15 protein-coding genes are annotated in these 17,298 nt (G+C 40.3%); all 15 read right to left on the bottom strand.

The features are described 5' to 3' along the window. Positions 1–141: 141 nt before the first annotated feature. Positions 142–657 carry a GNAT family N-acetyltransferase gene (locus tag AC1DSK_RS02475; protein WP_477546634.1) on the bottom strand — a complete coding sequence of 172 codons (516 nt, stop codon included), beginning with the start codon at positions 655–657 and terminating at the stop codon, positions 142–144. 21 nt (positions 658–678) lie between these two features. Next, a complete protein-coding gene (locus tag AC1DSK_RS02470; protein ID WP_477546635.1) occupies positions 679–3,282 on the bottom strand; it encodes a VWA domain-containing protein in 2,604 nt (867 codons plus the stop codon). Next, entirely contained in the window at positions 3,266–5,035 is a 1,770-nt protein-coding gene (locus AC1DSK_RS02465; protein WP_477546636.1) for a vWA domain-containing protein, read from the bottom strand. The genes AC1DSK_RS02470 and AC1DSK_RS02465 overlap by 17 nt, the downstream gene beginning before the upstream one ends. Before the next feature lie 12 nt (positions 5,036–5,047). Next, the gene (locus tag AC1DSK_RS02460; RefSeq protein WP_477546637.1) at positions 5,048–5,923 is read right to left on the bottom strand and encodes a DUF58 domain-containing protein; all 876 of its coding nucleotides are present in this window, start codon (positions 5,921–5,923) and stop codon (positions 5,048–5,050) included. Further along, entirely contained in the window at positions 5,920–6,912 is a 993-nt protein-coding gene (locus AC1DSK_RS02455) for an AAA family ATPase (RefSeq protein ID WP_342541877.1), read from the bottom strand. The genes AC1DSK_RS02460 and AC1DSK_RS02455 overlap by 4 nt, the downstream gene beginning before the upstream one ends. 12 nt (positions 6,913–6,924) lie before the next feature. Then, the gene (locus AC1DSK_RS02450) at positions 6,925–8,364 is read right to left on the bottom strand and encodes a hypothetical protein (protein ID WP_477546638.1); all 1,440 of its coding nucleotides are present in this window, start codon (positions 8,362–8,364) and stop codon (positions 6,925–6,927) included. Positions 8,365–8,377: 13 nt separating this feature from the next. Beyond that, positions 8,378–9,223: an ABC transporter permease gene (locus AC1DSK_RS02445; protein ID WP_477546639.1), complete on the bottom strand. Its 846-nt coding sequence runs from the start codon at positions 9,221–9,223 to the stop codon at positions 8,378–8,380. Further along, positions 9,220–10,155 (bottom strand): ABC transporter ATP-binding protein, encoded by a 936-nt coding sequence (locus AC1DSK_RS02440; RefSeq protein ID WP_477546640.1) that lies wholly within the window; start codon positions 10,153–10,155, stop codon positions 9,220–9,222. The genes AC1DSK_RS02445 and AC1DSK_RS02440 overlap by 4 nt, the downstream gene beginning before the upstream one ends. Beyond that, positions 10,152–12,563 carry a hypothetical protein gene (locus AC1DSK_RS02435; RefSeq protein ID WP_477598042.1) on the bottom strand — a complete coding sequence of 804 codons (2,412 nt, stop codon included), beginning with the start codon at positions 12,561–12,563 and terminating at the stop codon, positions 10,152–10,154. The genes AC1DSK_RS02440 and AC1DSK_RS02435 overlap by 4 nt, the downstream gene beginning before the upstream one ends. A gap of 143 nt (positions 12,564–12,706) precedes the next feature. After that, on the bottom strand, positions 12,707–13,843 hold the full coding sequence (locus tag AC1DSK_RS02430) for an N-acetyldiaminopimelate deacetylase (protein WP_477546642.1): 1,137 nt from the start codon (positions 13,841–13,843) through the stop codon (positions 12,707–12,709). Between the two features lie 9 nt (positions 13,844–13,852). Next, positions 13,853–14,566, bottom strand: a complete 714-nt coding sequence (gene dapD, locus AC1DSK_RS02425) for a 2,3,4,5-tetrahydropyridine-2,6-dicarboxylate N-acetyltransferase (protein ID WP_016427860.1) — start codon at positions 14,564–14,566, stop codon at positions 13,853–13,855. A 70-nt stretch (positions 14,567–14,636) separates the two neighbouring features. Continuing rightward, positions 14,637–15,560, bottom strand: a complete 924-nt coding sequence (locus AC1DSK_RS02420; protein ID WP_477546664.1) for a LysR family transcriptional regulator — start codon at positions 15,558–15,560, stop codon at positions 14,637–14,639. 81 nt (positions 15,561–15,641) lie between these two features. Next, positions 15,642–16,085 (bottom strand): cyclic-di-AMP-binding protein CbpB, encoded by a 444-nt coding sequence (gene cbpB, locus AC1DSK_RS02415; protein WP_016427862.1) that lies wholly within the window; start codon positions 16,083–16,085, stop codon positions 15,642–15,644. Between the two features lie 118 nt (positions 16,086–16,203). Beyond that, the gene (locus AC1DSK_RS02410) at positions 16,204–16,443 is read right to left on the bottom strand and encodes a hypothetical protein (RefSeq protein ID WP_016427863.1); all 240 of its coding nucleotides are present in this window, start codon (positions 16,441–16,443) and stop codon (positions 16,204–16,206) included. Between the two features lie 59 nt (positions 16,444–16,502). Next, positions 16,503–17,273, bottom strand: a complete 771-nt coding sequence (gene fadH, locus AC1DSK_RS02405) for a 2,4-dienoyl-CoA reductase (protein WP_477546643.1) — start codon at positions 17,271–17,273, stop codon at positions 16,503–16,505. Positions 17,274–17,298 lie beyond the last annotated feature (25 nt).

Below are 17,298 nucleotides of genomic sequence, written 5' to 3'. Positions count from 1 at the left end.
GACTAGTGCCAAACTATTTTTGGCCCTAATCTTTCCTGCGGAAAAATGGATTGCCAAGACCCCGCAGCGAAGAACAGAGTCAGAATAATAAATAAGAAAAAGGTTGTTCCAGGAAGGCTTACCTTCCGAGAACAACCTTTTTCATTTATCATCTTGTAAAACTTGATATTCGAAGTAGGGCTCTTCTTGATTAGTGTCATCAAACCACTTCATTTCGATAAACTGAAATCCTGCTTTTTCGAGAATTTTAGTGGAACTGACATTGTGAGGATCAGCAGAGGCAAATATCGTGTCCACTCCATCGGTTTGCTTCGCAATTTCGATGCATGCTACTGCTGCTTCTGTCGCATACCCCTTCCCCCAGCTGTCTTTAGAAAGATGATAAATCAATTCAACTTTTTCCAAGCCGCTCGCTACATTGAAACCAGCTGCTCCAATTACTTCACTGGTCTCTTTTTCGACCACCGCATAAACAGAGAGCCCTTTTTTTTCATGGCATGCTTGATAGGACATTAGAACTTTTCCTAACATTTCATGTGGTGTAGGCCCCCCACAATGCACCATCACTTCGGCATTCCCCCAAAAATTCTTTGCCGCCTCTTCATCTTCAACCGAAAAAACCTTTAATGCCAATCGATCACTTTCATGGACGATCATTTTGTACTCCCCACTTTACCTTTAACGTTTCTTTTTCCCTTTCAGTAGTTGAGCAACATTCGTATCATTAGCTCGTGTAACGTTTTCAACTGTCGATTTTTTCAGATGAGAAGTCACTCCAGAAATCATACGCCAACCAAATCTTCTTAATGTGATATCAATGAAAAATAATAACATCGCGATTAGGACTAACCAATTTTGAATACTTTTACTTTCGAAGCTCTCAAATTGTATATCCCGCATCGCCTGTTCAGGACTGGTAATCACTTTTCCGCCTGTACGCTTGGCGATTTCCTCCATCAGCCCTTTATTAGGCGGCTGAATTTTGTATTCTTCACTGTAAGGAATTGAAATACCCGCCTGATACATGCTGTTTTGTTCATTTGATATTCTAAGGAAAATCAGCCCTGGATCCGCATCGAATGAAACACGGCTTTTGCCAGGTGAAATCGGTTCAGACAGACTTTCGATTTCTTCACCCGCTTCGTTCACCGCTACAATATCCAGAAAGGACGATTGACCGGATGGATCCGTAACCGAATAAGAACCATCTTGGGATTTTCGGATATCGAATGGAACTTCACTATATGATGGTAGCAATCTTGATACCGCAGTGTTCCAGAAATTTCCCCACTCGCTGAAGCGTGCAAAGTCTCCACTCCAAGCACCGGTTGAATCGGATGTGTACGCAATTGTTCTACCTAATCCATACATCCATTCCGCAATAACAGGATCTTCTTTCGTACTTTCAGCGACAACGGTCGCAGTTTGTTTCGCAGTCGTTGCAATATATGCATTTAGTTGTGGAACTCCATCCGAAAATAAACTAGTCCAGGCCGCATCGCCTCGGATAATCGGATAAAAGGGATTATCTTCAATATATGTCCTTGAAATCATCACGGTTTCCCGTGATAAAATGGCCGGAATCGTACTTTCATCACTGACATCATAGAAACGTCCTGTGCCGAATTGTGCCAATTCTTCTAGCAACGCTCGGTCTGCATCTTGCCCAATGGCTACTGTTGATAAAGTAATGTTTTTATCCCCAAGACCTTCTGTAATCAGTTCTTCATAGTCATTTTGAGTAGCAGATTGTCCATCCGTCAACAAAATGATATGTTTGCGTTGCAATTTTAAATCGGATAGTCGTTCGTAAGCAAGTTCGAGACCTGGGTAAATCTCGGTACCCCCGCCTACAGAAACGGACAAGATTTTTTCAAGTGCTTCTTTTTTATCAGTCAGTGTTTTCGCTTCAATGATTTCCCATGGACGATCATCAAAAGCAATAAAGCCTAGTGTGTCGTCATCCCGCAATAATTCAACTGATCGTGCTGCTGCTTCTTTTGCCAGTTCAAATTTATTGCCAGCCATACTACCCGAGCGGTCCATGACAATAATCAGTCCGAGAGAAGGCAATTGTTGCTTACCTTTCACTTCCATTTCAACGGGAAGCAATTTTTCTATCGGTGTTTTAAAATAGCCTCCCAGTCCATAACTATTATCTCCTCCGACCATCATAAAGCCGACACCGAAATTTTTTACCGCTTGTTCGATTACTGTCATTTTGGCTTCGCCTACTTGATAACCTGGAACATTGTCAAAAATAATAGCATCATACGCTAAATAATTCGACAAGTCGAATGGCAAGTCTGAAGCTTGAATTGCATCAACTTTTACCACTTGACCATCGATATAGGATGGTATGGGGGAAGTCAATTTATCACTACTCACTACCAGTAAATGCGGAGCGCTTTCAACCATCGTTACACTTGTTAACTGATTATTCTCAAGTAAAGCATCACCTGTGACATTTAATTGAACCTGATATTTCAACAATCCTTCTCCAACTGATGCATGGCGGAGTGTGAAAGTATTAGAACCAGGCTCGATCTGGACAGATTGTTTTGATAGAAACTGGTCATTTTGAGAAAGAATTAGTTCACCTTTTACGGCTTTCGTTGATTCCACTTGAACAAGCAGTTGTTGCTGTTCTCCTTCAAACGCTACAGGAGGTGTTTCAAAACTAGTGATGGCAACATCTTCCGATTCAGGACGATTTAATATATACGTATCTATTTCCACATTACCGCCTGTCATCCTCGATAGTTGATCGGATACAGATCCGGCATTTTCCAGTCCATCGGATAACAAAACGATGCGCGTCGCTTTTTGTTGATCCGCAAGATTGGTTGCAAGTTGTATACTTTCAGAAATATTGGTTTTGCTATCATTTTCAGAACCGATAAATTCTGGTACATCTTCTGTTAATAGAGATAAAGGTACCTGGGTTTGAAATTTACCGTCAAACGAATAGAGGCCGACCGCTTGATGATCTTTCTTTTCAGCAAGAGCTTTTACGAGAAACTCTGTGTACTGCTTATCAGTCCCTTTGGTCGAGGCCGACCTGTCTACTACAAACAGTAGTTGCTCTTCTTTAATCGGTAATAGTAAAGAAGGCATTGCCAATGCAAAAATCAGCAAACTTACTGCTACTACTCGGATGACAAAAATAAACTTATGCTCCCGAGTCATTCGGTTTTTACTTTTCCACCATGCAAACGCAAAATAGGCAGCTGGCAATATGAATAACAAAAGCCAGACAGGCGATTCAATTCGTAATCCCACGTCGTCGTTGCACCTCCCATTCAATCATTAGCAATAATACAATGAGAAGTAGGAACCACGGAACTAATGAAGTCTTGACGGTCTCCTGTACGTCTACTTGCGAAGCCGAGCCAATTGCAAAAGAAGTTCCTTTTTCAAGGTGTTTCTCTTGTTGTTCCAGTGCAACGGCAAAGTGCTTTTCAATATTTCCTGATTTCAAAACATAAAGTCCTGGTCGACTTGGCGCCGAGAATTGCCCGCCATTTTGTATTGTTTTGATATACTCATTGGATTTCGAAAAAACTTCCCATTCATTCTTCTCTTCATCCGCCACCAACGACAGTGATTTTCGTTCATTTGGTGAAAAAGTTCCGATTTCATTCTCGTTCGTTGCCATTTGTTCCCGTGCACTCCATAAAAACAATGGAAATGATGGATGTAGTGGCCAATCGGTCATCTGTATGTCTGCTAATATGATTAAATCTCCCCTGTCCGATCGTTGGATGAACGGCTGCTCTTCTACTCGGGCGATTGTCTCATATTCAGGAAACGGAGGGTACAAGCTGCTGACGAATATATCCGACATATCCGCATAGGCAAACACATCATCTCGCTCCGTCGCAATCGTGCCATTTACTTCTTTGGCATTTTCATCATTCCGTCCTATTAACAGGACAGGTGATTCAGAAATAGAGAGTTGGGAAGTTTGATTGGTCACCACAACTGCTTCCCCAGGCAAGTCACTTAATTGTTCAGTGGGAACAGAACTCACGGGAATATCCATGGCTTGAAAGGCTGCTGAAACGAGTTCATGGAGATTCCCATCTACGTAAGTTTGAGCCGATTGTTTCTGTAATAAAACGGATGACTCGTTATCAGTTGTGTAATCATCATCTACTAGCAGATTAGCTGTAAACCCTTCTGCATCAGGTAATTCTTTGAATGATAGAGACAGTGTGTCTTTTGCCGGAATTACAACTTCCCTTTTGAGTAAAACCTCTCCATTTTCCAGTGAGCTGATTTCCAATGTTCCCTTCTTATCATCTGCACTCTCATTTTCTAGCTGAATTAATGCTGCAACACCTTTATCGGAAGCGGTTGCACCAAAACGTAAGATGGAGACATTCTCCAAATTCTCTGGTGCTCCTTTTACAAACCACGTAAGGGTTTCGTTCTCCAAGGGGAGTTCGTTTCTTTCAACGTGATCCGTGAACAAGTATATTGCTGTTTCTTTTCCATTTAGAAGTGATTTTGTGAAATCCAGCATTTTAGGTAAGTTCTCTTGTTCATATTGCACTTCCAATTGATCAATCGTCGATTTGATCACATTTTCATTCGTTTCGTCACGCAATAAAATAGTCGGCTCTTCACCCGTCGTGATCATCGTTAAAGGTTTACCGGCCAATTGTTCAGACAGCGCATTCATTTCTTTTTTATGTTGTTCAAAGACCGTCTCCCCATTTGCTGTTGCAAGCATGGTGGCGGAAGTATCCACAACCCAAATAATGTGTTCCCCCGCAATCGCCTGTGATTTGAGATATGGCTGAAGTAATGCGAACATAAGCAATAACAGGGCGAGCATTTGCAAGTAAAATAAGGCATTGCGTTGCAAATATTGAAGATACGGAGAAACTTTTGTTTCTTTCATGACGGTTTCCCAGAACATTGTGGAAGAAATCTTTTTTTCTATATATTTTTTTCGGAAGAAATAATAGAGAAGTACAGTGATCGGGATGATCGCCGTCCATAAAAATACTAGTTGTCCAAAGCCCATAGACGGCTCACCTCAATTTATCCAGTTTGACCGAATCATTTGATGGAAAAGAATATGACTGATATCGTCCTTTGTCTCCACTTTTAAAGTGTGAATACCAAATCGGCGACACAGAATATCAAGTTCCTGAAAATGCTGATGTCTTTTCTTTCCGTAATCTTCCACTATTCTCGAAGAAACGGACACATTCAATCGTTCCTCTGTTTCGCGATCGACCAATTGTAAGTCCCCTGAGAATTGTGGCGCCACTTCATCACTCGATTGTACGAGAATCAACCGTATATCCTGAGAAAATCTTGGCATCGAACGTAAGCATCTTTCCCAGTCAGCAATTGGTTCGAGTCCATCCGTGATGATAAATAATACCGTGCAATCTTTAGCACTGTATTGCGCGGACTGATGAGTGAAAGAGGTGTTCATTGCAGGTTCGGAAAGATTGGTTATGTATGATGTAAAAGCCTTTCTGTACACGGCACCCTTTCGTCTGAAAGGGGCTATCTTCTCTTCAGTAGGCGTCGCAAACGATAACCGATCGTCTCTCCCCAATACAAGTTGTCCAAGTGAAATGGTCAGTTGTTTAGCCAAAAGCCACTTTTTTTCTTCTTGCATCGACTTTGTACTATCCAACAAAATATGCACACGCATTTCTTGCTCATCCAAAAACCGTTTGATGAAATATTTGTCTGTCCTTGCAAAGACATTCCAATCAATTTGCCTTACATCGTCACCCGGGTGATATTCCCTGAAGTCTGAAAAGTCGAGTGAAGAACCAAAACGCATCGAACGATGAGACCCTTTATGCTGACCACGCAATTTAGACTTTGTTGAAATTTGTAAGCGTCCAATTTTAGAGGACCAGTCCTCTGGTAAAATGGAATCTTTTTTCATGAAGTTTGTCCTTGTTTGATGGATTGAAGTAAATCACTGAGAATGGAATCGGCTGTTTTCCCTTCCGCTTCTCCTTCGTAATTTAAAAGCATGCGATGTCGAAGGGCGGGTATGGCAACTGATTTAATATCAGCAATCGACACGTGATAGCGTCCAGCAACGAGCGCCCGGGCTTTAGCCAATCGAATCAGACTTTGAAGGCCACGTGGTCCACTTCCATATTGAACATACTGTTTAACCTCATCTGTTGCCTCTTCATTTGGGTGTGTTGCAGAAGTCAAATCAATTGCGTATGCAAGCATATCGTCAGCGATCAACACTTCTCTGACCATATGTTGAGCAATCATTAATTCTTCAGCATTCATCACTTTTTGAAGTTGTATATTCTTCGCACCCGTTGTTCTTATAACAATCTCTTTTAATTCTTCTTTTGAAGGATAGGGAATTACTATTTTGCATAAAAATCGGTCCATTTGAGCTTCTGGCAGTGGATAGGTCCCTTCCATTTCAATTGGATTTTGTGTGGCCAGGACAAAAAACGGTTTAGCCATTTGTTTCGTATCGCCAAGTACTGTGACTGTTTTTTCACCCATCGCTTCAAGCAAAGCACTCTGTGTTTTCGGCGTAGCGCGGTTTATTTCATCTGCTAAAACGAGTTGGCTAAAAATAGGTCCTTGTTTAAATGAAAATGTTTGCTTGCCATCTTCCGATCGTTCGATTATGCTCGTTCCGGTAATATCTGAAGGCATCAAATCAGGAGTAAACTGGATTCTTGAGAATGATAAATCCAATACTTCAGAAATGGTTCTTATCAACATCGTTTTTCCGAGACCTGGCAAACCCTCCAGGAGGGCATGCCCATCTGCCAAGACCGAGTAAAGAGTAAAATCGACAGCCTCTTGCTGGCCAACGATATATTGACCGATTTCCTGTTTTACTTCGTTTAAACGCTGACTCATTTCTTCATAGTTTGTAGGTGTAAATGACATGGGAAACCTCCATTATTCGCTTGTTTCTAGTGATGAAAAGTAATCCTGTACAATTCGTTGTAAATCTGGTGGTAATTGAAGCCTTTCGGAACTCTTTAAGTACGAATTTCTGTATGAACCAACTACCGCATCATAAGGTTTGACTGTTCCTTTCTTTACTGGAACAGCACTATCTTGTTCTTCCGCTGAAGAACCTTCTCCAATTTTCCCACTATCGACAGTTGACTGGCTCGAACCACCTATTCTTGACGGAACCGACAATAAATTTCGACTTCCCGATCCGGATCCGCCTTTCAAACCACCTTGACCCGAACCTTGCCCTTGTCCTTGACCCTGTCCTTGCCCTTGCCCTTGCCCTTGCCCTTGTCCTTGCCCTTGTCCTTGCCCTTGGCCTTGGCCTTGCCCTTGTCCTTGACCTTGTCCCTGACCTTGTCCTTGTCCCTGACCTTGTCCTTGACCTTGATTTGAACTTTGACCAGGTGAGCCTTGAGTACCCGATGAAGTTTGACCCTGTCCTGTTCCTTGGGTACCTGTCTGGCCGTTACTTGAATTGGAGTTTGATGGATTTGTTTGCCCTGAAGCAGTTTGAACAGGAGTTCCACTCGGTTTCCCTAATTTACTTAAAGCTGTTTGTGTCTTACCTGCCTGTTCAGCAAGATTTTTTGTGGCTTTTTTCAGTGCAGCCAATTCCTCTTTTTCGGCAGACGTCAGTCCATCTTTCGGATCCTCACTTAATTTGGCAGCCTGTTGTTTGTCAGTAAGTTGTTGCTCACGTAACTGAAGTTCTTTTTGCTTTTTAATTAACTCACGCAACGCTTCTTCCGATGTTTCTGTTTTCTTTAAATCATTTTCTAATTTCTGAAGTTCTTTTTTAAGAGATTCAGGTGTTTTTTTCTTTATTGTTTTAGCTACTTCTTTCTTGATTTGTTTCACTAACTCTTTTTCAAGCTCAACGTCTTTCGCTTGAAGCTGTGTTGCAGATGGAAAGGCAATGAGGAAGAGCAATACCATTGACGCAATCCCAATGCCAATCAATGGCTTCATACGCCATAAATCCTTTTTTCTCAGCTTGAATAAATCAAAAGCTGTTTTTGTCATATTTGCTGTTTTTTCACGAAGAGATTGCAGTAACCCGGATTCATTCTCGTTGGAATGTAATGCGGTTATCAGTAAATTCTCCGGAAAATATTGATCAGACTGAAGGAGTGAGGACGAATAAGTTGGCTTTCTATAAACGCCCCAAGCCAACGCAATAGCAAAGCAAATACCTCCAGCCGCCATAGCCCACGATACGTAATAAGGGAATACAAATAACCGAGAAGCTAGAAACACAACCGCGACAACAAAGAGACCAAAACATAATGCAGTTTGTGTAACTCGAAATAAATGTTCGCTAATCAATCTTCTATGAACTTTTTTTACAAAGGCTAATAGTTGATCCCGGTTATTCATGGTGTGCATCTCCTCATTTTTGTTTCTTCATATTGACACGTAATTTCTTGATTGAGACGGTAATCGCAAGTGCAGCTAACAAGACATAAAAAATGGTGTATCCTGCCCAAACCGGGAAATCAACTTTCGTCGCTTCATTGACAAAGTCTCCCGTCATGGGATTTAACAAAGAGAAAATTAATATTCCTGGATTGATGCTCGCCCAGAAGTGAGCAAAAGGTGATGGACTTGGAGTAGCTCCCGAACCCAACATGTTTACTTGTATAGTAATCATGAAGAAAAAGGCTGTAACTCCTGCCAGGAAAATCATCGTCCCATATGTTGCAATCATGGAGACAATTGTCTTTTTGGTGATGGTTGAAAACATAACACCAATGCTCCCTACAGTTATCATGGTTAAAAAGAAGAAAAGGAAAATCAAACCTAATTGCCCCGGTGATATGCCACCGAATAAGAACACCAAACTATAAATTGGCAGTCCTGCAATAAGCATCAACACCAAAAATGCGATGGATGAAGATAATTTACCTAGAATGATTTGTAGGGAACTTTGTGATGTGGTCAACAAAATATTAAGCGTTTGTTTTTCACGTTCCGTACTGATGGTTCCTGCCGTTAAGCCAGGTGTAATAAACAAGATCAACCCTAACTGGATGAACGTTAGTAAGCCAAACAGGAAGAAACTCTCTTCTGGTCTGAAAAAGCCGGTACCAGTAAAAGCTGTCGTCAAAAAGATGAAACCAAATACAAAAATACTCATGGCAATCAAATAAAACAAAATACCGGTGAAACTTTTCAGCGATCGGAAGCGGAGCTTCACTTCTTTAACGAGAACCGGATTATTCACATTGAGTCTCATACTGTCTCCACTCCTTTCGTTATTTCCATAAAGACATCCTCTAAATCTGTTTCTTGCTCAGCAAATGACAAAATAGACAAGTTCTCTTCTATTGCATGCTTCAGTAAGCGCATCTGATCGTCTTCTGACCCGCGATATTTAAACTTAATTGTGTGTTCCTCAGGCAGTAGTTCAATTCCTGTAACAAATGGATCTTCTTCAAAGAACTTTTCTGCACGATCAGGTAACCCTTTAAGTTTTACCGTAATGAGACGTTCTCCTTTTAATTGAGCCTGAATATCTGAGACGGAGCCATGAGCAATCAGTTTGCCTCCATCAATCACACCGATTTCATCACACATTTCAGCAAGCTCAGGCAAGATATGTGATGAAATAAGGATGGTCTTCCCCATTCCTTTCAGTTGTCTTAAAATATCGCGCATTTCAACACGCGCCCTTGGATCCAATCCAGAGGCAGGTTCATCCAAAATCAATACTTTCGGATCATGAATCAATGCCCGTGCCAGACATAAACGTTGCTTCATCCCCCGTGAAAGCAAATCTACGTATTCATATCGTTTATGTGACAAATTCACAAGTTCCAATAACTGAGGAATAAGCTGTGCTCTCTCAGTTTCAGGAATGCCGTAACTTGCTCCATAAAAATCAAGATACTCATCTGCTTTTAATTGGTCATATACACCGAAAAAGTCAGGCATATAACCAATCTGTTTTCGAACTTCATGCGGTTCAGTTTTCACACTCTTCCCATTAATAAATGCATCCCCGGCAGTCGGTTGCAGAAGTGTAGCTAAAATAGAAAAGGTGGTGGATTTCCCTGCCCCATTGGCTCCAACAAATCCAAATACAGTACCTTCACTTAAAGTTAAATTTAAGTCGTTCAATGCGTAAAATGAGCCGTATTTTTTGGTAAGCCCTTTAATTTCAATCATTTTTGGACCTCCCCTTTTAAGCGTAATTCTGGCAAACGAGTATAATCGTCACCGTTTGAAGCTTGTTTATTCACTTTGAACTTAATTTTCCCATCAGCTGAAATATATTGGTCTATATTTTCTTTGATAGAAAACCGTCCGCTTGTAACTTCTTCAAATGCCTTTGTAGCAACATTATAAATTTCTACTGAAATCGAAGAAGTGTCAGTATTTGCCAATTGAAGTTCTTTCCATTTTACATCTTTCACCGGAACGTTACTTGGAATCGTCCATTCATATGAATACGAACCATTTGACATAAACCATTCGAACTTACTTTCACTCATTTGATTATAATAACCGGACGTTTCTTCTGTGTTCACAGCAATATCGAAAGCTGAAGACGGTAAAGTAAATTCACCAGAAAAGATGGTTTTTGGTGAGAATGTCTGGTAAATCATATTGATTGCTGACATTTCTGCACGCGCATCCTTCAAGGATACAGGTACGATTGCATCTTCTGTATGTGCAACAATTGCAGGTTGTGTCTTTTGAACACCTGTCATTTGCGACATGCGAATCAAACTATTTTTGCGTTCTTTAGGTAGGTCAGCCGCTTTCATTGCTGAACCAAATCCCATGGATTGTTGTGAACCGTTGCTCATAGCAATTGGTACCAATAATGCCGAACCTACTGGTTCATTCACCTCAACGGACTCATTTGATTCTAAATCTCCGAGGTTAATCATTTTTGTTCCTGACCAAATGGCAACATCCTTCAGAGCAAATGGGAATTCATTTTTCACAGTTCCCCGAACATTTCCACCCTCAACCGTCAAATCAATAGCAAATTGACCCACTTCTTGTATATTGGATTCTCCAATGACGGATGAAACAGACCAATAACCAACATCTCGTACGGTCAATTGATCCTTATCTGCCTGTTCATTTAAAATCGACATTGCTTGCACATTGCCGGAGTTACTTGTGAATGGATTCATTCGTTTTGAAGCAACCATGGTCGTTCCGTTTTCAGCCTCAAAAGTGAAGTTTCCACTGCGATTGGAAAGCAGTGACTCGACGTAATATCCAGAGAGACTGCCATCGGCTTGAACTTCATAAAAACTTGATTGTTGAATTTGAGGACGCACAAGGCGATCTTTAGCACCGTAAGCAAAAATGGCTAAAGAAGCCAAAATGGATATTGCCGGTATAATCCACCATGCGTGTTCCMGCTTATCTTTTCTTTTTAATAGGAAATACAATAATGGTCCAACCAGAATAATGTAAATGATGACAATTGTAATCATTAAGGGCGTAGATACTTGGAATGAAGGAAACAGTTCGTTCATCTGTCCCACTTCGTATGACATTTGTTCTTTTATATTTTGACCACCATAATTTTGATAAATTTGATTAACATTGGCTTTTTTGATTAGCTCCGTCAATAGGAATGAGTAATTGGCTTGTTTGGAAAGGGGTTCATCACCAAGTGAAAAAGCCGTCTGAATGATTGCACCTTTTCCGATGGAATTTATAGCAGCGATTGGTTCGTTATCAGACTTCATAACGACACGTGATCCCTCATTTGCTTTTGCTCCAAAAATTGCTATGTCTTCTGTAAACTCCTTATTATTGGCGAATACAGTTAATTTTTCTGCTTTTAGTGTTTTTCGTTCATCAGTCAAAGTTAGTGGCATCTTTTCAGATAATAAACCAAGTTCAGCACTTGTATTATCTGATGCCCCAACAAGAACAACCCCTCCGGTTTGAATCCAGTCAAGAATCGCTTGTTGCTGTTCCTGTTCCAAATCTCCCAATACGTACTCATCAATCACTAAATAATTGGCAAGGTCATACGCAGCATTGTCCGTCGGGAATTGGAAATCTTTCATCTGTCCTAAGTGGATAATTTGTGAGCCTCCCATACCCACCATTTTTACAGTGGATAAGGCACGCAAACGGTCTGCGCTCTCAGTTAACGTAAGGAAGAAAGTTGTATCTTGACCAAAAGAATTGGGGCGGATACTTTTATTCCCTTTATATGAAATTTCCTTTCCATTCTCCCAGTCACCTTCGTAAAAATAAAACATTTGATAGTCAGTGGTATAGGCCATATCTTCTGATAATCCTGGTAAAGCCAGATTTATTGTTTTGGTTTCACCTTTACCAATCGTAAATGGAATGGCTTTGGCTGAACCTATTCCGTAGGATTCAGAATAATCAATCACCAAATCACCTGAAAATTCATCCCCCGAATTAACTACGGTGACAGTCAGAGGCAATCCTTCTCCATATTTGATTTTATTTTGAAAGCCTGCAGTAGCTTTTACTTCCAGTTGTGGTGCTGCGTATGCTTCTGTAATCGGCATAAGACTAAGCAAAAATAATATGCTTAATGCAAAACACCACCGAATAGTTTGCTTCATTTTCTTTCCCCCTTATCTCTATATTGATTAGTACGAATTGTCCATCTATAAGTTCCTTAAAAAACTGGAAATATACATTTTTATCAACAAATGTCCATAAAATGGTTATTCTAACGATTTGAGACTTAAAAAAATCATGATAACTAATCGTTATCATGATTCGAAAGCGAACGTATATAAGATCCTGTAAATGGAACGAGATAATCCACTACTTTTTCATCAGGATTCAACTTGGCATTGTGTAGACCATACGATGAATCAACGCCTGCCCAAAATAGGAAGCCTGGAATTTCTTGAAGGAAATAGCCGAAGTCTTCCCCAGTCATAGCTGGGTCACAATGGATTGCATTTGTTGTATCATCATGATTGGCAAATGATAAAAAGTTTTGTGTAATTTCTTCTGAATTAAATACTTGATAGTAAGATGAGCCATAATCAATATGCACTTTACAATCAAAAGCAATTTCAGTCGATTTACAAAGTGCTTCAATTCGTTCTTTAACTGTTTGCATGGTTACTGCATCCATCGTACGGATTGTACCTTCTAAACGGGCATGACCCGAAATGATGTTTTGAACAGTACCGGATGTCATTTTCCCAATTGTCACCACTGCAGATTCCAACGGATTGATTGCTCGACTGACAATCGTCTGCAGTTGGAGCAATAGACTGGCTGCGGCAATCGTCATGTCTTTCGTACGATGTGGATACGCCGCATGTCCTTCGACACCATGTAAATCAATGAATAGCTCTGATGTATTCGCAAACAGTAGACCTGGACGAGTCGCAATCGTGCCGACAGGATACTCCGGGGCAATATGAAAAGCTAAGATCACATCAGGTAGAAATTCTGGATGTTTCTCTTTTAACCATTCCCGCATTGGCAGTGCTCCACCAGGACCTTCTTCTGCTGGTTGGAATAGGAATACCATATCATCATTTATAGGCGTTTGAATAAGCTGTCTTAACAGCCCAAGCGCGACCGTCATATGGATATCATGACCACATGCATGCATATAACCCATATGAGTTGATTGATAGGAAAACCCCGTTTGTTCATTGATTGGGAGTCCATCTATATCAGTTCTCCAACCTATTGTCTTTTTGGGATCAATCCCTTTAACATGGACAACAATCCCTGTTTTCCACTTCACGACAGTTAACCGTTCTTGATTCAGCAATTGAATTTCCTCTAATAAATAGGCTTGTGTTTTAAATTCTTGAAAACCGATTTCAGGAATTTGATGTAAATCACGTCGTATTTGTTGAAGAGTTTTCATCATCGCTTCCTACAATTGGCGAAGTTCGTGCATGATTTCTGTTTTTGATTTTGTTTTATCATCGATTTCTTTGATTACTTTCGCTGGCGTTCCCGCAACTACTGTATATGGAGGAACATCTTTTGTAACAATGGCTCCTGCTGCAACAACTGCACCTTTTCCAATTTTCACGCCTTCAAGTACAACTGCGTTTGCTCCAACCAGTACATCGTCTTCCACAATTACTGGCATTGCTGAAGGTGGCTCAATGACGCCTGCCAGCACAGCTCCTGCCCCAATGTGACAGTTTTTGCCGACAGTTGCACGTCCCCCAAGAATGGCACCCATATCAATCATAGAGCCATCACCAATTACCGCTCCAATATTAATAACTGCCCCCATCATAATGATACAGTTATTGCCGATATCCACTTGATCGCGAATAAACGCGCCAGGTTCAATACGGGAATTGATCCCCTTTAGATCCACTAATGGAATTGCTGAATTACGTCGATCATTTTCAACGACCACATCTGAAATTTGTTCTTTATGCATAGCCAAGGCAGCTTCAATTTCAGACCATTCTCCGAAAAGTACAAGTGAATTGCCTTCGCCAAATATTTTTGTGTTTTCTCCGAAAGAAAGATTCTGTAAGTTCTCACCATTTACATAAGCCTTTACCGGCGTTGATTTTTTAGCGTGTTGAATATAAGAAATAATTTCATATGCATCCATCTGTTTCATTCTTGTTGAACTCCTTTCAATCTTAAAATATGGACTAATTGTACAGGAAATCTGAAAATATTACATCTATTTAATTTGAATAATCATGCAATCTTTTTGCATGTTCTTCCACAACACTCACAAATGCTTCTACTTGTCTCAATTCAAAAGCTGATTCATAACCAATTAACCAAGTATCACGAGTCAATTCAAATTCTTCTGCTTGATTCGTTAAGGCAATTTTATTTACTTTTTCCAATCCACTTAACGTAATTGATGGCAGGATGGCATAGCCAATTCCATTCAATGCCATTTGTTTACATGTTTCTATCTGATCCACCGTAATCTGGCGCCTAGGACTCGAAGAGAAATGGCGTTGCCACCACGCCTGAATTTCTTGATAGTAATTGGAATCACTTTTGAACTGAATAAAAGGTCGGTCGGTTGACAAAACATCTTCTACTTCCTTTAGCTCTTGATCAACCAGATACAAAGTATCCCGGAAAAGATGAATTTTCGTACCTTTCCATTCCGTATGTCCTCTGACGATGCCGATGTGAGCCTCTCCATCGTAAAGAGATTTTACGATTTCTGAACTCCATCCTGTGATAAGGGATATTTTTGCTTCAGGATATTTCGTGACAAAGTCTTTCAAGACTATCGGCAACCAGTTCTGTCCTACAATTGAAGCACACGCAATTTTTAAAGTGCCGTGTACTTTTGATGTCATCGACTGTATGAGTTCAAATGTTTCTTCTTGTTTGGCAATCGTATCAATAGCAAATTGGATGACAATCTCGCCAGCAGGTGTCGCAGTCAAGCCTTTTTGGGAACGAAGAAAAAGTTGAGCCCCCCACTCTTTTTCAATGGATTGAAGGCGCTGGGATAATGCTGGTTGAGATAGGAAAAGTCGTTCCGCAGCTTTTCTCATATTGCGTTCTTCGGCCAGAATTTTGATGATTTGTGATTCATTTGTCGTCACGCGCTTCTCTCCTTTATTCAAAACTGCTTTCATCAAATAGATATATTAAAGTAAAAATTTTGTACAGACGAAAAAAGAAGACCTCCCATGGAGATCTTCTCTTATTTTTGCATATTACTGATTATTTTGATAGATATGTTTTTTCAATTGCTTCAATACAACTCGTCGAGTTAAAATACCTAAAAAAGTTTCTTCATCATCCACTACACATAAGAAAGGATGATTAATCAAAAGATCAAGTCCTTTTTTGAATTTTTCATTAATATGAATGGTTGGAACAGGTGATTGCATTACTTCATCCACTTTTATATCCGGTAGACGTTCGTATTCGATGTGATCAAGTCCCAAAATAGAATCTGTAATCATTTGTGTACTGACTAATCCTTTTAAACGGTACTTGAAATCTAAAACCGGTACGGATGAATAACCTGTTTTTGTTAATACTAATAGGGCATGTTCTGCACTATTTCCAACTTGCACATGTGCTACTTTTTCTGATGAGATGATGAATTCTTCGATTTGCATATCCAAAAAATCTCTGCTTGTAACCGAAATCATACACTTCTACTCCTTTATCTGCTCTACTTGCGAACAGCATACTACTCTTTTATCATATCATATTCTGTGAATGAACATAGACGTAAACGTTTTATCCATAATAAAACTTCTTCCCTGTTTAAGCGGAAGAAGCCATTACGTAATACATGATAATAACGAAGACAAAAGCGCCTGCAGCGACAAATACCCAGAAAATTGGATTAAACGAAATGGGATTATCTTTTACTGATTGTGCAATTGGCGTATCATTCACTTGCTGCCGTCTACTTTCAAGCGTCATAACGCGCCACGTCCCGTACAAACCAATCAAACTTATGATGACGATAACGAATAGCAAAGGCCAAGTCCATATATCCATACTCATCCTACCCTTTCAATGAAGTAAAGTTAGTATGGGTCAAATCATGGATTTTAAGCTTAAAAAGGAAACTTATTTAACCATTGACCACCATCAAGCGTAATGATTTCTCCATTCATATATGAAGCTTTATCGGAAAGCATAAATGATGCAAGATCTGCAATTTCTTCAGGACGTCCGAGTCGGCCAAGTGGAACAGATTTAAGCGTTCGTGCTGCAGCTTCTTCGGATTCCCAAAGTTTTTCAGCACCACCAGTACGTTCTATTGGACCAGGTGCGATACCATTTACCCGAATTCCATATTGTGTACCCCATTCGACAGCTAATGTACGTGTCAATGACATAACGCCCGCTTTAGCTGCTGCAGAATGAGCAACACCAGCACCGGCATTCCACGCATATGTTGCCAGCATATTTAGAATGGCTCCTTTTTGCTCTTTCTCAATCCAATAGTTACCAACTGCTTGCGAACAATAAAATGTTCCGTTCAAGACTATATCGATTACGGATTTCCAGCCGTTCGGTGAAAGCTTTTCCGCATGAACGATAAAATTGCCCGCAGCATTATTAACCAGTCCATCTATTTTCCCATATCTCTCGTCCGTGTACTGAACCATTGCCTTCACATGTTCTGGTTCGCGAACGTCCATTTGAAAAATACCTACACTCTTGGAATCATGTGAAATAGCTTTTTGAGCTGTTTCCAGACGCTCCATATCTCGTCCAGTAATGACAACGTTTGCACCTTCTTCTACGAAACGCTTAGCCATATAGAAACCCATACCACTAGAACCACCCGTAATAATTATGGTTTGATCTTTCAACAACATACTAGACACCCCTTTTATTCTGAAT

It is taken from the genome of Paenisporosarcina sp. P4_B8 (assembly GCF_056402175.1).
Note: the sequence above shows the minus strand (reverse complement) of the source record. Positions and strands in the feature narration are given on the sequence as shown.